Source organism: Vibrio sp. QJM3NY_27 (assembly GCF_057785955.1).
Genome location: NZ_CM173512.1, coordinates 1054843 through 1075286, shown reverse-complemented (window position 1 = coordinate 1075286; position 20444 = coordinate 1054843). Strand labels below are relative to the sequence as shown.

Below are 20444 nucleotides of genomic sequence, written 5' to 3'. Positions count from 1 at the left end.
GGTACCCGAACTATGACTGACACTAAGCAAAACACCCGAATTAGCCAGTTCCGTTTCGGTCAGCCAAAAGAATCTCTCAAGTTAGAACATGTCACTTTAGGGGCACTAGACAAAGATAAAGTTCGCGTACAAATTGAAGCCACTAACATTAATCCTAGTGATCTGTTGTCGATTTATGGTGTGGGCCAATACAAACATAGCCACCAACCGCCGAGAGTGCCGGGATTTGAAGCGGTAGGAAGAGTTGTAGAGTCCAGCCATGCTGAGTTTGCAGTGAATCAGCGCGTGCTTGTGGCAACCAGTGGAACATGGCAGAACTATGTCGATGTATCACCAGATGACCTGTTCCAAATTCCTCAGCATCTAGAGAATGGCTACGCCTGTCAGTTGTACATTAATGCGCTAACCGCATGGGTGTTGACGACAGAAGTGGCTAAGCTGAACCAAGAAGATGTATTGATCATCAATGCTGGTAGCTCAGCCATCGGTAAGATCTTTTCCCAGTTATCAGCATCACTCGGCTTCAAAATCATTGTCGTTACATCACAGCCGGAACAATACCCAGCCACTTCTAGTTGGGCGTTAGATTCGAACGCTGATCTAGTTTCTCAAATTAAGGCGTTAGGCTTGCCTATGCCAACCGTTGCCTTTGATGCGATTGGCGGTTCACCCGGAACCGACCTTATTCACACCCTTGGCAACAAAGGGCGTTTTATCAACTATGGGACGCTGTCTCTAGATTTTTACGAACCACGCTTTTTTGAGCACGCGAAAAGCCAAGGCATCGATTTCAGCACCTTCTTCTTACGCTATTGGGAAGAAGCGGAAGGTAAAGATGTTCGCCGTGATAAATTCACGATCATGCTAGATCACTTCATCACAAACGACATTCAGCTCGACGTTGACCGCTATCTGCCATTCGATGAAGTGCAAACCGCGATTGATCTCATTGAATCGAAAACTACACGCTTGAACGGCAAGATCATCTTACTGCCTGTTTAGTTTGGTGGAATTGAGAGCACACTATTTACGCCAAACAAGATACAAAACGAACAACCCACCAAGAGCCGCCGTCACAATACCTACAGGCAGTTCTTGTGGCGCTAATATGGTTCGGCTAATCACATCCCCAAACAGTAAAAGCACCGCGCCCCACAAGGCAACCAAAGGCAGAGCTCGCTTGTGAGTGACACCTGAAAATGGTCGTACTAAGTGGGGTACCATCAAGCCAATAAAACCGACCACTCCGGTCATCGATACAATCGACGCAGTGCAAAACGCACAACAAAGAAAAATCTCGCTTTGTAGGCGGTGTACATTGATCCCCAATGAGCTTGTCGTCTGTTCACTCACCAACAAAGTATCGAGCTCCCGATAACGTTTGAAAATTAACACTATAAGACACAACACGCCCGCCAAGGCAAAAATCAAATTATCCCAACGTGCGAGTCCTAAGCCTCCCATCGTCCAGAATAAAATCGAACTCGCCGCTCTCTGGTCGCCTGAATAAATCAAAAAACTCGTGATGGCTCCGAATAAAAATGAGATCGCCAAACCACACAAAATCAAGTTGTCATTGCCTTTTTTCTTCTGCATCGAAAACAGAATCAGAACGGCCGTCGCCGACACAATACCGCCCGAGAATGCAGCCAGTGGCAGTGACCAAACACCCAGAGCATCTCCCACTTTGGTGATCACCAACACGGCACCAGCAGACGCGCCAGATGACAAGCCAAACAAAAACGGATCCGCTAGATCATTCCGTGTCGAGGTTTGAAGTAACGCCCCAACCATCGCCAACCCTGCACCCGCGATAACGGCTAACAATGCTCTCGGTAACCTCAAATCGATCAGTATTCGACTCGTCATATCCGGCGTTGGATCAGTGAAAGAGCTCAGCCCTACAATCACTTTCTTAAAAGACAAAGGAACCGAGCCAAATTGTAAACTCATCATGAAGGCGATCAGCATGGCAGTGATACCTATTAGCCATGCTGCTCGATATTTATCAAATAAAATCAAGGAACTACTACTCTTATCAAAAACAAGATTTTCTATGACAACCTTCCCGATCACTCAGAAACGAACGCCTCTGCAAGTTTCTCAATGGCATCGATATTGGCAGGCCCAGGAGTGAGTTGCTCATAACGTAGTTTGACATAGCGACTAGAAGTGACCGCATTGGTGTATTTCATTAATGGATGGGCTTCGAGGAAACGTTGCAACGAATCGGCACCACTCGCCGATTGGTAATCAAGAAGGATAATCACATCTGGGTTTTCACGAGCGACATTCTCCCAAGACGTTCTTGCCCAGCTTGCTTCCATGTTGCCTGTAATATTTTGGCCACCAGCAGCTTCAATCATTGCGTTTGGCATTCCATACTTACCCGCGGTGAAAGGCTTGTCTTCACCCGAATCAAACAAGAACACTTTTGGGCTCGGCTTACCTGATGCTTTTTGCTTTTCTGCTATTTTTTCAACTCTCTCTTTCCAGTTTTTCACCAAAGCCTCGGCCTCTGGTTGCTTGTCGAAAATAACGCCTAGCTTTTGCACATCACCATAAAGCAGAACCATTGTCGCACCTTCTTTTTGGTCTTGGGTATGAATACAGCTTTCAGAAAGTACTAAGGTATCAATTCCGTATGGCTTCAGTGTTTGAGGCGTCACTTCACCGCCCACTTTCATTCCGTAATTCCAGCCAGCGAAAAAGAAGTCAGCATCGGCAGCAATCAATGTTTCTAATGAAGGATACTTAGGTGCGAGCTCAGGAATGTCTCCTAAACGTTCTTCGAACGAACTCGACATCTTGTACCACCCTGTAATGCCCGTAACACCCACCATCTCCTTTTGAAGACCAAGGGCAAACACCATCTCGGTCATATTGATGTCGTGTACAACCGCACGCGAGGGGCGCTTTTCAATGGTCAGTCGGCTCCCACAGTTATCAACCGTCACTGGGTATTGAGTGCTTGTCGCATGCGCAAAAGAGAAAGGTAAAAGAAACAAAAAACTGGAAATTACAGGCCACTTCATTGGGCTGCTCCTATTAAAGAGTGATTAGAGAGAGTTAAGTGAGTTGAGTAAGTTGATGCAGCTTCAAAATGATGGATGGTGCTGCACAGATTAGGATGATTGAACGTGAGAACGCACAATCCAAAAACAGGGATCATGTATCGGTCATGCATCACGGTATCTGGGGCTGAGAACGCCACCATTTTTTGGCCTGACATCAACAGGACTTTGTCGGCGAATGGCGCTACTAAAGGTAAATCGTGCAGCACCACGACAGACGCAATGCCACGTTGTTTAATTAGGCTCAGAAGTTCAAGACGAGCGAGAGGATCAAGGTGGTTTGTAGGTTCATCTAAGAGTAAAAGCCTCGGCTCTTGTGCAAATGCGCGAGCAATACTTGCACGTTGCTGTTCACCACCGGATAGTTCACCAAAGCACCGCTGGCTTTTGTGAAGAAGTCCGACATCTTGCATCGCCTGCTGAACCGCTCGTTGGTGCTCTTTTGCGCTACAACAAAACGTATGAGGAGTACGGCCTAAGCCAACATACTCAGCAACACTCAAACGAGGGTCAACATGCTCATGTTGAGTAACCACCGCGACTTGCTTGGCTACCTGCTGCCGCTCAAGGCTTCCAAGCGCAATACCAGACAACATCAACTCACCCGCGGCGGTTTTATATTCGCCTGTAATGCCTTTCAGCAAACTGGACTTTCCACTTCCATTGGGGCCAATGATGGCAACGCATTCACCATCGTTCACATCAAATGTCACGTCGGAGACGGCTCTCCAGTTAGCCAAACCATCAGCGCAGAGCCCGCGCACAGACAATACAGGTTTATTCAAATTCCCACCGAGCATCCAAAAACAACATTTATTGTGATGTTATAACATAACAATAAATTAAAGGTATAGTTAATAATAGAAATATTAAGACCGCGCTAAGAAGCATTGGAAATAGCGGGATAACCCAATCACCTTGAACAAAGACAGAAGTGCTTACGGAAATTGATTCGCTTAGAAAGTTTGATTAAAGGAATTGAATATTGAGAACGTAGCAAAGAGTTGTAGTGAGTTTTGACCATAACTTAAGTGGTTACGAGATGGGCATTAATCACATTTATTTGAAAAATCAGTAAGTTATATCACTATAAATATGACACTGATCACCCATAAGGTAATCTCGATTCTATATGGTAGCGTCATACTTAAAACCACGATGTGAACATACTTATGAAAAGACACATACTATCAAGCGCCATCCTACTCTCTCTCGCCTTTCCCACCTTTGCAGCTGATGGCGACATACACGATGTCACGATACTGGGTACTTCAGATATCCACGGTCATTTTATGGCGTGGGATTACGCGGCAGATAAACTCAACACTCGTGGTAGCTTGAGCCAAATCGCGACCAAGGTTGGGGATATCCGTAAAGAGCAATCTAACATTATCCTTGTCGATGCTGGCGACACCATCCAAGGCAACTTCGTTGAAACCTTCAAAGACGAGCCCGTTGATCCAATGATGCTTGGCTTTAATCACATGAAATACGATGTGTGGGTTTTAGGTAACCACGAATTCGACTTTGGCCTTAAAACGCTTAACAGAGCCGTTACTCAATTTAAAGGGCAGTCTCTCGGTGGCAACATCAAGAACAAAGACGGAAACCCATTCTTGCCGGGTTACACCATTCTTGAACGCGGTGGCATTAAGATCGGCGTGATCGGAATGGATACACCAATGACGGAGGTTTTTGCGCAAGGCACCAACCGTTTAGAAGGCGTCACTTTCACTAACCCAACCTTGGAAGTGAAGAAAATCGTCAAAGAAATTGATGATAAAGTGGATGCCATCGTATTGGTTGCCCATATGGGGATTGAGAACGAGAATGACATTGCTGACACCGGTGTCACCGACATTGCCAATGCAAACCCAGAGCTTGATGCCATCGTCGCTGGCCACATGCACACTCGCATCGATAAAGCCGTTGTGAATGGCGTTATTATTACTGAACCCGACAAATATGGCCGCGCCCTATCTCGTATTGATCTTCAATTTGAAGAGCGCGATGGTAAATTCACTCTCGTTAACAAAGACAGTTTCACCTATAAAATTAAAGGTATAGATTCTGACGAGAATATGGACGAGCTATACCAGCCTTATCATAAACAACTCCGAGAAATGGCGAATAGACCTGTAGCTCAGCTTACCGGCGTTGATTTAGTCCCTGAAAATGAAATCCGCGGTATCCCTCAAGTCCACGTTCAAGACACAGGCATCAGTGCGCTATATCAAGACGCGAGCTTCTTCTATGCACCCAAAGCCAATGTCATCGCACTTCAAATAGACAACGACAATGCAGAGCTTGATGTGGGCCCAATCAAAGCCAAAGACATCGCGTACAACTACCAATACGCGGGTGGCGAAATCACTGTCTACCAGATGACAGGTAAAGAGCTGAGAACCTACATGGAATGGTCTGCTGGTTACTTCAATTCCGTACAACCCGGTGATGTGACCTACAGCTTTAACCCTGAACGTAGAGCTTCAAAATACTCAACCAACGACTTCTTCGCGGGCGTGACTTATACCATCGACCTTACTCAACCTGCAGGTACACGCATCACCAACCTCGCGTTTGCAGATGGCACTCCAGTTACAGATGAAACAGAAATCCGTATTGGTATGAATAGCTATCGAATGGGTCATCTAACCAAGAAAGGCGGCGTGCTAGAAGGAGATTCGTTCCCTGTACTCTTTGATACAGAAGCAGAGTATGGAGAAGAAGCAGGCACGATCCGTAACATGACTATCAAGTATCTTAAAGAAGAAAAGAACGGTCAGTATGAAGGCAAGCCTCAACAACGATGGGCACTTTCTGGTTTAGAAAACCGCTACAATGAACAGCGTGAGATCGTAAAGTCTTTGATTAATGATAAAACCATATCAATCCCAACCAGTGACGATGGCCGCTACACAAACATCGCTTCTATCAACGTGAAAGAACTGATGTTCAAATCTGACGAAGCCAAACAAACAGCCATAACCACACGTGAAAACAAACTGGCACAAGCTAGTGAACAAGAGAGCAAACAGATCAAACGCGAAATCACTCTGATCAAAGCACTCAACTAATCCCTGACCTCAAACCAATAACGACTTAACGACGCTTAGAGCGTGGTTAAGTCGTTCCCGTCCTACAACACCACACCTTTACTAATTACACGGTTGATACTGGATAAATGATCCGCAAAGACTAACTCATAGTTGGACATAAACAATTTAGACCTATAGCTCTAAATCGTTTATACAAGATTAGAAAAAGTATCTTGAAACCTTAAATGCTGGTATGTGTTTTTCCCTCGTAGTCCTATTAAGTTTCCAAATGGGCTCTCAACTTAGCACATTGAAAGCCCACCTTCGATATCCATTAGCCCACGATAAAGACACGCACCTAGTTCTTCAAAGTCCAACTTTTAACTAACCTTTCTTATATAGGAAGTCATTTAACTCTCTTTGTTTCTTATCCCAAGAATCAAGTCTCATTCCAGCCTGATTGGACCTAATTGGTGAGCTTGATTTCGATTCGATTAATAGCGAACTAATTGTAGTTTCGATCAACACACCATACTCAAGTAGTTCTTCTTCAGTCATTTTTTGAAGTTCATGTACTTTATTCATTATTTACACACCTTTGGATATTAGATAAGAACACCTACATTCCCACACTGACACACTACGCCTAATACAAGGGGCGCCACGACCAACTTACAAAGCGCACTTAACTCCGAACCAAAACCGCCGAGTGTAGAGCGTCACCTTTATGTTTTTGTTAGGTTTATCTACGCGTGCGTTCCGTTCTTTTCGCTATCTCAGGAACACTTTCCGAAGGGCTGACTATAGATTTAATAGATACGTTTTCATCTGATTCAAGTACTTTAGAAAAACAGTATTGAAGAGTTTTACCTGTTTTTCTGTGCATTTCTAAAGCTTCATCTATTTTTTCACCAGAAATACCACCATCAGGAGCCATTACCATTGACTGAATATGAACACTGCCATCGTCAGGATTTGATGCGGACATTGCACTCTCCATGTGACCATCAAAGTCTTTAGCGATATCATCCATTACCTCTTGCATACCTTTCCCAGCATATCCAAAGTTATGCTCAAAACCTGAATCCTGATCATTCTCCAAAGACAATTTAAGTTGGTCGTTATTTGAGAATTGTATGTGATAATCATTAAAATTAATAAACTGCCTGCCATCAATACGCATTTGAAAATGCCAATGAGGGAAGTCTGTTTTACTACCTGCATGACCTGCGAAATCATTATGAGAACAATCTAAAGTCCACTCAATATTTTTCCACTTAATTGTTACTTCAAATTTTTTACGATCCGAGCTTTCTTCTTTTAGGTTATTAATATTTTTTGCGCCAGATTCAGCAAAAGCCACCCACCTTAGATAGGCTGAAATCTGATAAAAATCGAATGCTTCACTTATTTTCTTAAAGTCTTTTTTCTTGAATTTGCAACGCCTTAACAGCCAATGTAAGCATGGTTTTTCAGTGCTAATACTAGAAAATGGCTTACCACACATATAACACTTATCTTCATCATATGCGCTTTTGAAAGATTTATACTCAATATCATAAGCTTTCTGCTGCTCAGAAAAATGCTTCATGGACTCTTCTTCAGACATTGTTGATACATGCGTTTTAAATTTTTTTACTTCATTTTCAATATTCATAATTTCAACTTCATAAAGAACTAACCTGATAAACCTAACGCCCTTCTTGAACAGTTTGTTATGTTCTGGCGCTAACAACACCTTACAAACCATTGAATATTATCTAAATCATGCTATGGTTATGCAACTAATTTTAATGTTGAGTTTTGAACTTAATATAAACTAATTGAGAGAATCAGCATTCGTTGATGACTTGACGAGCGGTATCTTGTCTCTGGTTGTATACGCAGGCGCAGTTTTAGGTTTAGCATGTACAGTTATGGGAGTTCCAGTTATGGACTTGAATACGATGATTGAATGGTGCGGCTCAGGGGTACTGCGGGTAACCAAAGATTCAGTTATTGCTTGATATGATTCACAGATGTTCTCGAGATAGTCCCCGGGGTTCGAATCCCCAACCCGCACCATATAATAAAGCTAGTGGAGGTACTTTACCCACTGGCTTTTTTTGTATTGGAACATAAACAGATTGTTATACAAATTCTAACCGATATTGCTCTTTAGCTTTTACTGCGCGCTTAAACGATAGACTTACGTCATGTTTACGTTCAAACGACTTAACTAATAGCTGCAACTCATTCAAATCTGCATCTGACATTTTAGCTCCAGCAATAACACCTGTTATCAACTTCGGATAAAAAGAATGTATTCCAGGACCTGTAATATGAGCTAAACACCTATGCTCTTGCTCGTATTCCCAATCTTTTGCTTTTACCAGAAATTGCTCAGCTAGAGCCTCAAAACCATCAGCCTTTCCCATCGTAACCTTGGGCATATCACTTTTGTACTGCACAGCCCATGCAATTAACAAATATTCAGGCGTCTCCAAAAACTCAGCAAAATTTGTTGGTGTTTCAAACTCTACAACAAAACCTTTATGATTATCCGCATAGTGTGACCACATTAAGATATTTTCAAAAGTCTCAGAAAGAGAACATATACCAAAACTTGAGGTCATGCTTTTAGTAAAATCTCCGGACACCAATGAACTTTTGAGGTTCTCGAGCATTGTCCCCTCATCTGCTACATTCCCTTGAAAAACCATCTTAGCATTCTCAAGTAAATCAGTTCTCGACAAAGCATATTCTAATGACTTTTCAACATCATAAGAGACAACACAATCAAATGGATCATTAAACTCCTCTGCTGACGAAAACTTCATAGTACAATTTGATAGGATGTTCTTAGAACCATCTGAAAATGGAACATATTTGTACAGCTTCAATTTTTCACCTATTTGTATAACGCCCAATTCTTGCGAATCCCCTCATAATCAGGCGTAAAAACAACGAGGTAGACGCGCATCGCCGTCTTTGATCTAATGAATATCGCTGAACACACATTTCGAACAAGTGGGTTAATAATGCGCGACATTCAGATTCTACAACAAACCATACAAAACCAATGCCCCTCCATTCACAAAAAACGCGTTAGTTCTCTGATACTTGCTACAAAAAGTGTACTTGACGGCTCAGACTTAACGCTGACTAAACTAGGTCGCAAACTAGAAACTAATACCACGGTAAAACATGCGATCAAACGCGTTGATAGACTGCTTGGAAATCGCCAACTACATCGTGAAAAAGACCTTATTTATAAATGGCATGCCTACTTAATAACGGGCGCTAACCCATGCCCTGTGATCCTTGTGGATTGGTCTGATGTTCGTGAACAACTTCGTTATATGACGTTAAGAGCATCCGTTGCACTTGATGGACGAGCCATCACAATCTTTGAGCAAGTTTTTGAGTATGGCCAATACAATTCACCAAAAAGTCACCAAACATTCCTCGATAAATTGCAGAGTATTTTACCGAATAAAATCAGTCCGATCATCGTTTCTGATGCGGGTTTTAGAAATACTTGGTTCCGCCAAGTTCAGGAGAAAGGTTGGTTTTGGTTAGGTCGTGTCCGAGGTGAAGTATCAATCAAACAACCCCAAAAACCTTGGGTCTCAAATAAAACCTTTTATCCAAACGCTGTCCATAAACCCAAATATCTTGGCCACTGCTTATTAGCAAAGAGATCACCGATATCTTGTGAAGCCTATGTTTATAAAGGATTAGAAAAAGGCAGAAAAGCCCAACGCCATAGCAGAACCAGTCAAAAACACTCCGCTACACATCTCTATCAACGCAGTGCAAAGGAGCCGTGGCTACTCGCGACCAATGTCCCTAGACATATCTTAAATGAAGTACAAATTACCAACCTGTACGCCAAACGCATGCAAATAGAAGAAGCCTTCCGCGATCTAAAGAGTACCGCCTATGGAATCGCACTTCGTCACAACAGAACTCGTTGTACTAAGCGATTGGATATCCTGCTTCTTATTGCGTTGCTCGCTGAAATCTTGATGTGGTGGAATGGCCTCATTGCAGTACAAGCCAAATGGCATTTTGACTTCCAAGCCAACAGCATTAAACACCGCCGAGTTCTATCCATACCTCGTCTAGGGAGAGAGGTACGAAATCATCGGCGATATCAAATTAATGAATCCCAATATCAATGGGGAATGTTCGAATATCAAAGGCTCACACACAACGCAGGACTAGGGAAATTATGAGGGGATCCGTCAGCGCCCAATTAAGGTGTGAGCCACGCTACCACTGCACTCAATTTGGACACCGTAAACACTGAACTAAACCCAAACCAAAAGTGCCAAGCGTGGGGAATCACTCTTAAATTGTTTGTTATGTACGTTCTTTTAGTTGCACATATTTAGCCAAGCCAATGCCTTTATTTAGCTCAGTTACATAGTTTGTGCTCATTCTAGCTTCGGTGACTAATGTACTGATACTTATGCTTTTTGTTCGGATTACGTCACCAAATTTAATACCAAACAGATGAATCATTAACACCTGCTCACCGCGGGGAGCATCCTGATACATGGCACGCAAAACCTCCGCAAAATCACGGATTGAGCTCGACTCGTTGAGAACTTTATGTACATCCAGCTTAGATTCAAGATAAGTTCCGCTTGTCCTTTCACGACGAACTGTTTGTTTGCAGTAAGGGCAGTCGATATCTTCTAGCTCTTCACCACCAACAAAGCCTGCACCAGAAACAAAAACTTTAAATGCCTTTCCACATTTCTCGTTTGAGCAAATTTCCACTTTTTCCTCCAAAGTACATAACATTTTAATATCGTGCCAGCACGAATTGGTGTATTTAGCATATATTAAGCACCCTCTCTAACCAACTGAAAATTATGTATATAATTCAGTTTTGATATAATTTCTAGTTAAAAACCGTGCAAACACACATTGCCTCCTATTCGAGGCACGTTATCAATCAAGAACTTCTATTTTGTTCTATACTATTCAATCGCTTAGAAACACTTAAACAACGTATTCGTGCGTAGTTGTGTTTGAAGAACAGTCTCTAGTGGTCTAGTGGTCTAGTGGATTAGGAATTTGGGGACAAAGTTAGAACTCTAGGCATGAGGGAAAGTAAGGCAAGTTCCTGAGTTTGAACCTGAGTTCAATCCCTATATGGCTCATTTTGGGGCACTTTCAAGTTAGAAAGTGCCACGAGTCAAAATTCAGATCGATGAAGCCTCTGGACAATTCTGAGTTACGAACCATCAGACACGCTGAACTTTCACATAACTTCTAGTATCGTAACTCTACGGGCATCAATTATGCAGAAGTCCAAAAAGTGTCGAGATAGTTTGGGTCGATATTGCCTTGAGGGGTACAGAGCCCATATGCCAATTGTTTGATTTTAAAGTCCTCCAATAAGACAGTCAAAGTCCCAGTTTGTATTTCGTTGACAATAAAGGGCAATGTTAAACATGATATACCTTTGCCATTAATCACGGCATTGAGAAGTATGGAACTATCATTTACAGAGTAGTTACTTGTGACCGTCACACATTAACGGGCTGAGCGTAGTTAGAGCCGACCTTAGGAACAAACAGCCAATCATTGTCTATTCGTTTGTGGGTTAAGCAATTGTGATCGAGTAAGTCTTCGGGGATAAAGTAGCGACATGTTCTGCTAGATGTGGAGGGGAGGCGCAAACCACCTATAGGCTATTGTAAGTTTCGAATGCGGACAGGAATCTCTTGTCCCACCACTATCTAACCCCCAAGTTCTACCAAGGATTGTCTTTGAAATACTCATGCAAATAATCAATTAATGCTCTTACGGTTGGAGATTGATGTTTTCTTGAAGAATAGAGCGCATATATTGTCAGATCGGCGGGTTTCCACTCTGATAGGACTGGCTGTAATGTGCCGCTCTCGATGTATTGATTAGCTAAGTAGGTTGGTTGAATGGCGACACCTCCACCAATAAGTGCTGCATGGAGTAATGTCGTAGCCTCGTTAGCGGTTAGTTTACATTCAACATCTATTGATTTTTGTTGAGTACCATTCGTGAGGTGCCATACGTGTCGCTGAAAGTTTTTATACCCCAGACAGTTATGCATACTCAGTTGCTCTGGCTCCGAGAGGTCTTTCCTGCTTGCTAAATATGCAGGTGAAGCAACTAGTACCGATTCGCAAATGGCTATCGGTTTACCAATCAAAGATGGTTCCGGATTAGAAGCAATTCTAAGCGCAAGATCAATTTGCTTTTCTGTTAGGTCAGCGACTGAATCCTGTAGGTCGATATCGACATGGACTTTGGGATGCATAGCCATGAAATTCAAAAGCGCAGGGACAAGCTGCGAAAACCCGAATGACATACTTGTCGCAACTCGTACTATCCCAGTTAGCTCTTCACTATTATCACTTAAAGCGACTAACCCGTTCGCTTGCTCAAGCCAAACCTCAACTTCCTTTAAACACCGCTCTCCGGTCGTTGTGAGCGTTACCTTTCGGGTTGTTCGGTGTAGTAAACGGGCGTTTAACCACTTCTCCATAGCTTCAACATAACGTGTCACCATAGGGCGAGACATCTCAAGTCTGTCAGCCGTAGCGGTAAAACTGCCTGATTGAGCAATATCAACAAATACTTTTGCAGCGGTTAATTTATCCATTTATTTGCTCGAATTAAGAAATAATGATGTTTGATTTTGTATGTTTTTCAGATCATGTCAATAATTTATGATTTATCACATCAAAACAAGCCATATAATTTACGGAGCAAGTCATGAAAAGAATCAGCCTATTAGCCGCATCCATCTTAGTCGCAGGTAGCGCCTTTGCCACAGAGCAAACGACACTGACTTTTGATGTTTATAACGCAGACGAAAACAGCTTCCACGCCAACTCAACATTGATTGTTGGAGAGAGTGAGGTAATGCTGATAGATACTGGCTTTACTAAAGCAGATGCTCTGCGAATTGCAGCCAAAATACAGGATACGGGCAAAGAATTAAAAACTATTTTCATTAGTCAGGCCGACCCTGACTTCTATTTTGGCGCTGAAGTATTACACACCTTGTTTCCCGATGCAGATATTGTGACAACGCCTGCGGTAAAGGAAGTCATAGAAAAGAAACTGCCTTCCAAACTCAAGGTGTGGAGTCCTAGAATGGGCAGCAATGCACCTGTTACGCCTTATATTCCTAAAGCAATAGAGGCGACAAGTCTTATTTTGGAAGGACACAAGATTGAGATAAAAGGTACGGATGGCATTTTACCGCACCGCCCATACTTATGGATTCCTTCAAGTAAAACAATATTAGGTAACATAGCAATATTTGGAAATTTGCATCTTTGGACTGCAGATACGCAAACCGAGCAGAGTCAAAATGCATGGAGTGAGCAACTTAAGGAGATGCAAGCTTTACAACCGGAAACGGTTATTCCGGGACATATGAAATCGGGAACTGCGTTAAACGTTGAATCCATTAACTACTCTTTGCAGTATCTTGAAGATTTCAGTGAGTCAAAAAAGAACAGTAAAAATAGCGAACAACTCATTGAAAAAATGTCTGAGAAATACAAAGGCTCGAAGTTACCTATTGCTTTAAGCATTGGTGCGAAAGTTCATATGGGAGAGATGACATGGTAACTATTCACTACTTCTATGATCCTATGTGTGGGTGGTGCTATGGCGCGACTCCATTGGTAGAATTAATTGCAAGCAGCAGTAAGTATCAGTTAGTAATGCACTCCGGAGGGATGCTTCCAGCAAAATTGATAGCACCATCGTTTCGTCAGCATATTTTAAATAGTGACCGACGAATTAGTGAACAGACCAATGCTCAGTTCGGACAGGATTATATCGAACGTGTAGCAGATAATGAGCAACTTGTTCTGGACTCTTATCTTCCTACTCGGGCAATTCTTGTTGGAGAATCTTTAGGGCTTGCTCCATTTGACATGTTAAAAGCAATACAAAAAGCACACTACATTGAAGGGAAAGCTGTCAATACTCTTAGCAGTTTGGAAGAGTTGGCTGTTCAATTAGGGCTCGACCAACAGTTATGGCGAGAGAAAATGCAAACAGGGGAACCCTTAGAAGACGCCGAAATCGATATTAGCCATCAAATGATGACCCGATTGGGCGTTCAGGGTTACCCAACACTTATGATTGAAGACAATGGGGAATTTAAGAGGTTGCCTCATACCGAGTTTTATGGCCGAACAGAGCAATGGAAGACATTATTAGAAATTTAACTAAACGCGACCTTGCGTTAACAGATAGTGTATAAAGCCCCACTCATAATGTTCGTGACGCAAATGAAATTGCGGCGCGAACTTCTTTCAACCAGATGATTATGCATCTTAAGTATTTTTTGCAGATGCCACATATGATAGCTTCTGGGGGTTTCCGTTCACCACCAAGGGTAGCCTGAAATAATAAACTTGAAACAAAACTAATGATGAAGTCTATCGGTGGTATATTGATCAAACACTTAAATGGACAAAGATGATTCAGCAAAGACCTTGCTGAATCGAAGGTGGACAAAAGCTTGTTAGCGTCATTTCTAAATTAGGATTTAACGGATTATCTTAGGTATCGAAAAATATCTAACCTAGTGGCCAAATTAGCTGTTCCACAACACCACAAGCCATAAGTAGAGATCTCAGCATAAACTAGGGGCTTTAGAATAACCCAATACAGAGGACCATATCCTACTTAAGAGATTATTAACTGAATTTATAAGGTAGTAACCTTTAAGTCAGTTGATATTTTCTTTTTTGGGAGGCCTGTTTTGTTATCAAGTAAAGTGGTAATTGATGGAGTTTACGAAACTTCAAAAATGCGTGTTGAAATTCATGATGATGTTGTTATAAAAACTTTCAAGAAAGGTCGTAACTCACAACAACGGTATACAAGAGAAAAGAGAGCACTCAATCTTCTACTCGAAAAGAAAGGCTTCCCACAAGTTTCTGAGTGTGATGACGATTTACTACAAATTGTCATGTCGAGAATCAGCGGAAAACGGCCTGAGACACTCACTGAATCACAGGTTTATCAATTGAGAAAGTTAGTGCATGAATTAAATGCAAACGGTATTTCCCGTCATGCAATGCCGTTACGTGATTTTATTGTTGATGAAGATGGTAACTTGGGTATGGTTGACTTTGAGAGAGTATCCTTCAGAGGTTTTCGTTACTCTCCAATTTGGTACGCCGCACTAAAAGTTAACCAATACAATCTGTTGCGCTTGATAATGGCCCATCAACCACAAGAATTAACAACAAGTGAATCCGAAATATTCAAAAAACTGTTATGGTCGAGAAATAACCTAACCAAATTGAAGCCTTTAAAAAATTCTGTTCGAAACTATTTAAGCCAAATAAAAGTGATGACTAAGTCCACTAATTTTGCATTCAGAGTTAGATGATTTCCACTATCTTACTCAATACTAGGTTAAGCGAGTTTTCAGTACGCGCTAAAGCGAATAAAGTTTATCGAATAAGTTTTGCTTATAGATCTTCCAAGGTGCTGAAACTTGCAATGGGGCAGCTCTGAGTTAGTCACGATGGCTAGCTCGTTGTGATCACCAACCCACCCCGCTTTCATAAATAAAACGTTTAATAATTTGAGCCATGATTTATTGCACTTAAACGAGATCACGAACCGTCTGACGAAAAATTCAAAGCCTCCGAGGTGACTCTAAGCTCCCACCACCAACTGTATTCTCCCCCCACACTGATCTATTTCCCTCTTTTTGAAGTACAAGTTATTAATAATTCGATATAAATCGCTCTGTTGTTTGAAATTGTTGTCTACAGTTTTATAGAGCTTGTCGCTTCAGTAATTGCCACAAGTAACGACACCTTTTGATGGTAAGTTTTGGTTATAAGGAAAGGAAATGGAAAGCCCAATTGTCACACTCACACATGCCAGCAAAAGCTTTGTTGATGGCAAAGATACCCATCACGTATTGGAAGGTGTCGACTTCGCTTTGGCGACAGAGGCAAGCGTGGCTTTGACAGGGGCGAGTGGCAGTGGAAAGAGTACTCTGCTGAACATCATTGCGGGGTTTGAACCTCTATCTGGTGGCGAGTTGTGGCTCGATGGCGAGAACACATCAAATTGGAAAGATCCACAATGGAGTCGATTCCGCCATCAAAAATTGGGGGTTATCTTTCAACAGTTCAACTTACTAACCCCACTCAACGTAAAACAAAACATCGCCTTCCCTCTCCATTTAAATCAACAGAAATGGAGTGGCTGGTGTGACTATTTGGTTGAGGCATTAGGCATCAGCGAGCTACTCGAAAGACATGTATCCGCACTCTCTGGCGGTCAGCAACAACGAGTCGCAATAGCGCGTGCGCTAGCCCATAAACCCAAACTATTGCTTGCCGATGAACCCACAGGCAACCTCGACCACAAAGCAGGCATTGAGGTAATGAAGCTGCTGAGTGAAATCACTACACAAGGCAACACTGCCGTGCTTTTGGTTACGCACAGCCCGGAATGTGCCAACTTTATGCAGACAAAATTGGTGTTAGATGATGGTTGTTTAAGGAACGCAGATCTAACCCTAAGAGCAGCAGCCTTGTGAACCATTCGATGAAGCAAACTGGCTTCGCACAGAACCAGCTCACCCATACTAAACTGACGTTGAATCTATTCGCGGCGCACTATCGTCAATCACCTTTGCAAGCCGCAGCGATTCTGATCGGCATTGTGCTAGCGGTCACCTTGTTTGTCGCCGTGCAAGCCATCAACCTCAATGCCAAGCGCAGTTATGCAGAATCGACCGAGCAACTTAGCGCCCAAGCACAAAACCTTATCATTCCACCAGCAGGGCAAAACTATTTGCCGGAATCGCTCTACTTCAACTTAAGACAAAGTGGATTAAGCGCAGCGCTACCCGTTATAGAAGGGCGAGTAAGAGACGAACAAGGCCGACGCTGGTCAGTTCAAGGCAGTGAGTTGATCGCCGCCCTCACTTCAAGAAATCGTCACGCTCGCGTCGACGAGAAAAGCAATACTCAAACCAAAGAGCCAAACATTTCCCTGTTCGACAATGTCTTACCTTTGCCGCAACTCTTAGCGGGTGAACCCATTGTGATGATGAGTCAATCTCAGCACCAGAGTTTGGACGAAGTGGACACGCTCACTTTGGATGAAGTACTCACCCAAGTGGTAGTGCTGCCCGATGAATGGCAACTGGGCAGCAGAATGTTGATGGATATTGGATTCGCTCAGCAACTGCTTAACAAGCAAGGGCAACTGAGCTACATCGCTGTTTTTGACACCAAGAGCGACACTAAGAGCGACACTAAGAGTAATACTCAAGATAAATGGCAGAGCCTCATAGGCGAGCAAGGGCAATGGATTTCCAACAACCAAAGCACAGATCTCGGTTCAATTACCGATAGCTTTCACCTTAACCTCACCGCCATGAGTTTGTTGGCGTTTTTGGTTGGCCTATTCATCGCTTACAACGGTGTGAAATACAGTTTGCTGAAACGTAATCGGCTGTTGGTGCAAATTCAACAAGCTGGGATTTCGCCGGGCATCGTGTTTTCAGCTCTGTTAGTCGAGCTGACTGTTTTAGTCACACTGGGCGCGTCGCTTGGTTTCATTCTCGGCATTCAACTCAGCCATTGGCTACATCCAACCGTCACGATAACGCTTGAGCAACTTTATGGTGCAACACTGCTTCCCGGCACATGGCAGTGGCAATGGTTAGTGCAGGCACTGCTACTCACGCTGGCCGCAACGCTTGTCGCGTGTTGGCAGCACTTTAAACAGCGGGTACGACAACCCCTCTCTTCCCATGGCGGTTTCTATCAAGCGCCGGAAACGTCTAACGAAAATCAGCTGTTTGTTATCGGGTCAGTATTAACCATTGTCGCGTTAGCAGGGTTATGGCTGAGCGAACACCACCGCTTCACCATGGCATGGCTCGGTGTGTTAGTGGTGTCGATTCCCTTGTATCTCCCCAAAACGCTCAGCGTGCTAGCGAATTGGAGCGAAAAACGCACCCAATCGGGGTTGATACAATATCTATTTGCTGAGCTGCGTGAACTTATCTCCCCTCTCTCCCTTGCCATGATGGCATTGCTTCTCGCCGTCACCGCCAATATCGGGATGAATACCTTAGTCGGTAGCTTTGAATCCACGTTAAAACAATGGCTTGAACAGCGCTTACACGCCGATATTTATGTTAGCCCTGCCCAAGCTGAAATCGCGAATGTGGAACGTGCGTTAGAGCAGTTTGAAAATGTTGAAACCGTTTATAAGCAATATTATGTCGACGATAACTTGCAGGGCTTACCGACTTTGCTCGGCACTAAAGACAAAGACACACTTGAGCAAACCATAGTGTTCCAATCCCGCGTTGATGACTTCTGGCAGCGCTTTTACCAAGGTGAGGTGGTGGCGATCAGCGAACCGACTGCTGTGAAGCTAGGCTTGTCCCTAGAAAGCCGACTCAAGCTCGATGCGCTCCAAGACAAAACACTCATCGTCGGGGCGATTTTCCACGATTACGGCTCACCGAATGGTGAAGTGTTGCTTGCACCTGATTTATGGCTTGAAAGCGGCTTTACTGACCTACCCACTAGCTTAGGGATAAAAGTCTCTGGCGACCCACAAGTGGTATATGAACAGCTACGCCAACAACTCAATTTGCACCCTAGCCAGCTTTACGATCAAGCACAGATCAAATCGATCGCTTTGGATATCTTCTCACAAACCTTTGCCATCACTCGGGCGCTTAATGGCGTCACATTAATGGTCGCGGTGATTGGGTTGTTCTGCGCCTGTTTCATGTTACTCGATGCACGCAAAGCCGCTATTGCAAGGTTGTATGCGCTCGGCGTTAGCCAGCAAAAATTGATGGCGATGGTGATCGGGCAAATCGTAGTTCTGGTCACCTTTACTCTGATTATCGCCTTACCACTCGGCGCTATGGTCGGTTATGTATTGACGGACATTGTCACCCTGCGCGCCTTTGGTTGGAGTTTAAATTACGTATGGAATTGGAGTGACGCACTCAGCATCGCAGCCATCACCATTTTAGTGGCTGTGTTTGCGACCTTGATTCCACTGTGGCATTTGGTCAGCAAACCCGTGGTATCCAGTTTACAGAGCGAGGTGTTGTGATGAATCGACCAATAAGAGTTTTCCTTCTCACATTTGGCATCTTGCTCCTTTTAGGGTGCGACGAGTCTACTCAACCATCAGCTCAAAATATGGGTTCGATACTCGGTACTGAAACACAAACCGAGAATGAAACGGCAATCGATCAAGCGCAATTTTCTCCGGTAGTAAAAGGTATCAACATCACCTTCCCTGCCGACCACCAAGCACACCCAAGTTTTCGTCATGAATGGTGGTATTTAACCGCTAACCTTATCGATGAGAATGGCAATGCTCTCGGCGTACAATGGACACAATTCCGCTTCGCGGCTGCCCCAAAGGATAGCTCGAATAGCACTAAGGAAACTACGTGGCAAAGTCAGCAAATCTACATGGCACACAGCGCAGTCACCACCAAAGACAAACACTACGCCGATGAAAAATGGTCACGTGACCAAGCTGAACTTGCGAGTGTTAGCGATTCGCCGTTTCGTGTTTATCTCGATGATTGGCAATGGACGTCGACGACCGATGACCTATTCCCAGCTACATTGGTCGCTAACTCGGATCAATTTGGATACTCGCTTAAGTTAACCAACAACGCACCTTATCAAAAGCAAGGCGAACAAGGCTACAGCACTAAAAGTAGCGATGGCAAAGTGGCTTCCTACTACTACAGCCAACCATTCATCGATGTATCAGGCGAAGTGACGATTGATGGCGTGACGCATCAGGTTTCCGGCAAAGGCTGGATCGACAGAGAATGGAGCTCACAGTTCTTACTCGACTCGCAACAAGGTTGGGATTGGTTTGCACTAAGGCTGAGTGATGAAACTAGCTTAGTCGTGTTCCAACTGCGAAACTCAGCAACAGGTGAAGCCAGTTATTCCCATGCAAGGTTAATGCAGCAAGATGGCTCTGGCATCGCGATTAAGCAACAAGACATCAACTTAACCGCCATCAAGCAAACGGAAATCGATGGAAGTGACTACCCAACAAAATGGCAAGTTTCAATTCCAACTCAACAAATCGAACTGACCGTTTCAGCTCTGAATCCAAATGCCAAAATGCCGCTGTCGGTTCCCTATTGGGAAGGCCCAGTCTTAATTGAAGGAACTCACTCTGGTACAGGCTACATGGAGTTGACGGGGTATTAATCAAAAAAGCAGCGTAAAGAACTATCCGCCTTTATGCTGCTTCATCACTCTATTCAAAGTTAACAAATGAA

The 20444-nt window shown here is 43.5% G+C and carries 18 protein-coding genes; 9 read left to right on the top strand and 9 right to left on the bottom strand.

Annotated features, from left to right (window positions below; genetic code table 11):
- The first annotated feature begins 12 nt into the window (after positions 1-12).
- Complete coding sequence (locus AC3CIA_RS20465; RefSeq protein WP_488518943.1) at positions 13-1002, top strand: zinc-dependent alcohol dehydrogenase family protein; 990 nt, start codon at positions 13-15, stop codon at positions 1000-1002.
- A 21-nt stretch (positions 1003-1023) separates the two neighbouring features.
- Here AC3CIA_RS20465 and AC3CIA_RS20460 read toward each other — a convergent pair whose 3' ends face one another.
- From AC3CIA_RS20460 to AC3CIA_RS20450, 3 genes are all read right to left on the bottom strand, one after another.
- Complete coding sequence (locus AC3CIA_RS20460) at positions 1024-1971, bottom strand: FecCD family ABC transporter permease (protein ID WP_488519648.1); 948 nt, start codon at positions 1969-1971, stop codon at positions 1024-1026.
- Positions 1972-2072: 101 nt separating this feature from the next.
- Complete coding sequence (locus AC3CIA_RS20455; protein WP_488518942.1) at positions 2073-3035, bottom strand: ABC transporter substrate-binding protein; 963 nt, start codon at positions 3033-3035, stop codon at positions 2073-2075.
- A complete protein-coding gene (locus AC3CIA_RS20450) occupies positions 3032-3874 on the bottom strand; it encodes an ABC transporter ATP-binding protein (protein ID WP_488518941.1) in 843 nt (280 codons plus the stop codon). Before AC3CIA_RS20450 ends, AC3CIA_RS20455 begins: the two co-directional genes overlap by 4 nt.
- Before the next feature lie 372 nt (positions 3875-4246).
- Here AC3CIA_RS20450 and AC3CIA_RS20445 point away from each other — a divergent pair, with 372 nt between their 5' ends.
- The gene (locus tag AC3CIA_RS20445) at positions 4247-6151 is read left to right on the top strand and encodes a bifunctional metallophosphatase/5'-nucleotidase (RefSeq protein ID WP_488518940.1); all 1905 of its coding nucleotides are present in this window, start codon (positions 4247-4249) and stop codon (positions 6149-6151) included.
- Between the two features lie 345 nt (positions 6152-6496).
- Here AC3CIA_RS20445 and AC3CIA_RS20440 read toward each other — a convergent pair whose 3' ends face one another.
- The 3 genes from AC3CIA_RS20440 to AC3CIA_RS20430 form a co-directional block, all read right to left on the bottom strand.
- Positions 6497-6697 carry a hypothetical protein gene (locus tag AC3CIA_RS20440; RefSeq protein WP_108196711.1) on the bottom strand — a complete coding sequence of 67 codons (201 nt, stop codon included), beginning with the start codon at positions 6695-6697 and terminating at the stop codon, positions 6497-6499.
- A gap of 157 nt (positions 6698-6854) precedes the next feature.
- A complete protein-coding gene (locus AC3CIA_RS20435) occupies positions 6855-7769 on the bottom strand; it encodes a hypothetical protein (protein ID WP_488518939.1) in 915 nt (304 codons plus the stop codon).
- Positions 7770-8241: 472 nt separating this feature from the next.
- The gene (locus tag AC3CIA_RS20430; RefSeq protein WP_045407183.1) at positions 8242-8994 is read right to left on the bottom strand and encodes a DUF2971 domain-containing protein; all 753 of its coding nucleotides are present in this window, start codon (positions 8992-8994) and stop codon (positions 8242-8244) included.
- A 138-nt stretch (positions 8995-9132) separates the two neighbouring features.
- Here AC3CIA_RS20430 and AC3CIA_RS20425 point away from each other — a divergent pair, with 138 nt between their 5' ends.
- Positions 9133-10332 carry an IS4 family transposase gene (locus tag AC3CIA_RS20425; RefSeq protein WP_488518938.1) on the top strand — a complete coding sequence of 400 codons (1200 nt, stop codon included), beginning with the start codon at positions 9133-9135 and terminating at the stop codon, positions 10330-10332.
- Positions 10333-10459: 127 nt separating this feature from the next.
- Here AC3CIA_RS20425 and AC3CIA_RS20420 read toward each other — a convergent pair whose 3' ends face one another.
- The 3 genes from AC3CIA_RS20420 to AC3CIA_RS20410 form a co-directional block, all read right to left on the bottom strand.
- Positions 10460-10882 carry an HTH-like domain-containing protein gene (locus tag AC3CIA_RS20420; protein WP_203498367.1) on the bottom strand — a complete coding sequence of 141 codons (423 nt, stop codon included), beginning with the start codon at positions 10880-10882 and terminating at the stop codon, positions 10460-10462.
- A 525-nt stretch (positions 10883-11407) separates the two neighbouring features.
- On the bottom strand, positions 11408-11587 hold the full coding sequence (locus AC3CIA_RS20415; RefSeq protein WP_371963902.1) for a type 2 periplasmic-binding domain-containing protein: 180 nt from the start codon (positions 11585-11587) through the stop codon (positions 11408-11410).
- Positions 11588-11864: 277 nt separating this feature from the next.
- Complete coding sequence (locus AC3CIA_RS20410; protein WP_016796941.1) at positions 11865-12752, bottom strand: LysR family transcriptional regulator; 888 nt, start codon at positions 12750-12752, stop codon at positions 11865-11867.
- 113 nt (positions 12753-12865) lie between these two features.
- Between AC3CIA_RS20410 and AC3CIA_RS20405 the strand changes: the two genes are divergently transcribed.
- The 6 genes from AC3CIA_RS20405 (at position 12866) to AC3CIA_RS20380 (ending at position 20373) form a co-directional block, all read left to right on the top strand.
- Positions 12866-13732, top strand: a complete 867-nt coding sequence (locus tag AC3CIA_RS20405) for an MBL fold metallo-hydrolase (protein WP_102338690.1) — start codon at positions 12866-12868, stop codon at positions 13730-13732.
- On the top strand, positions 13726-14340 hold the full coding sequence (locus AC3CIA_RS20400; RefSeq protein WP_488518937.1) for a DsbA family protein: 615 nt from the start codon (positions 13726-13728) through the stop codon (positions 14338-14340). Before AC3CIA_RS20405 ends, AC3CIA_RS20400 begins: the two co-directional genes overlap by 7 nt.
- Before the next feature lie 539 nt (positions 14341-14879).
- Entirely contained in the window at positions 14880-15515 is a 636-nt protein-coding gene (locus tag AC3CIA_RS20395) for a protein kinase family protein (RefSeq protein ID WP_488518936.1), read from the top strand.
- A gap of 471 nt (positions 15516-15986) precedes the next feature.
- Positions 15987-16685: an ABC transporter ATP-binding protein gene (locus tag AC3CIA_RS20390; protein WP_488518935.1), complete on the top strand. Its 699-nt coding sequence runs from the start codon at positions 15987-15989 to the stop codon at positions 16683-16685.
- Positions 16686-16693: 8 nt separating this feature from the next.
- A complete protein-coding gene (locus AC3CIA_RS20385) occupies positions 16694-19240 on the top strand; it encodes an ABC transporter permease (RefSeq protein ID WP_488519647.1) in 2547 nt (848 codons plus the stop codon).
- The gene (locus AC3CIA_RS20380) at positions 19240-20373 is read left to right on the top strand and encodes a lipocalin-like domain-containing protein (RefSeq protein WP_488518934.1); all 1134 of its coding nucleotides are present in this window, start codon (positions 19240-19242) and stop codon (positions 20371-20373) included. Before AC3CIA_RS20385 ends, AC3CIA_RS20380 begins: the two co-directional genes overlap by 1 nt.
- Positions 20374-20444: the final 71 nt, after the last annotated feature.

Bases quoted from the DNA above. Each gene is read 5' to 3' on its own strand.
- AC3CIA_RS20455 (WP_488518942.1), bottom strand. From the start codon at position 3,035: ATGAAGTGGCCTGTAATTTCCAGTTTTTTGTTTCTTTTACCTTTCTCT.
- AC3CIA_RS20445 (WP_488518940.1), top strand. From the start codon at position 4,247: ATGAAAAGACACATACTATCAAGCGCCATCCTACTCTCTCTCGCCTTT.
- AC3CIA_RS20410 (WP_016796941.1), bottom strand. From the start codon at position 12,752: ATGGATAAATTAACCGCTGCAAAAGTATTTGTTGATATTGCTCAATCA.
- AC3CIA_RS20465 (WP_488518943.1), top strand. From the start codon at position 13: ATGACTGACACTAAGCAAAACACCCGAATTAGCCAGTTCCGTTTCGGT.
- AC3CIA_RS20440 (WP_108196711.1), bottom strand. From the start codon at position 6,697: ATGAATAAAGTACATGAACTTCAAAAAATGACTGAAGAAGAACTACTT.
- AC3CIA_RS20460 (WP_488519648.1), bottom strand. From the start codon at position 1,971: ATGCTGATCGCCTTCATGATGAGTTTACAATTTGGCTCGGTTCCTTTG.
- AC3CIA_RS20385 (WP_488519647.1), top strand. From the start codon at position 16,694: ATGAAGCAAACTGGCTTCGCACAGAACCAGCTCACCCATACTAAACTG.
- AC3CIA_RS20400 (WP_488518937.1), top strand. From the start codon at position 13,726: ATGGTAACTATTCACTACTTCTATGATCCTATGTGTGGGTGGTGCTAT.
- AC3CIA_RS20390 (WP_488518935.1), top strand. From the start codon at position 15,987: ATGGAAAGCCCAATTGTCACACTCACACATGCCAGCAAAAGCTTTGTT.
- AC3CIA_RS20380 (WP_488518934.1), top strand. From the start codon at position 19,240: ATGAATCGACCAATAAGAGTTTTCCTTCTCACATTTGGCATCTTGCTC.
- AC3CIA_RS20435 (WP_488518939.1), bottom strand. From the start codon at position 7,769: ATGAATATTGAAAATGAAGTAAAAAAATTTAAAACGCATGTATCAACA.
- AC3CIA_RS20425 (WP_488518938.1), top strand. From the start codon at position 9,133: ATGCGCGACATTCAGATTCTACAACAAACCATACAAAACCAATGCCCC.
- AC3CIA_RS20450 (WP_488518941.1), bottom strand. From the start codon at position 3,874: ATGCTCGGTGGGAATTTGAATAAACCTGTATTGTCTGTGCGCGGGCTC.
- AC3CIA_RS20405 (WP_102338690.1), top strand. From the start codon at position 12,866: ATGAAAAGAATCAGCCTATTAGCCGCATCCATCTTAGTCGCAGGTAGC.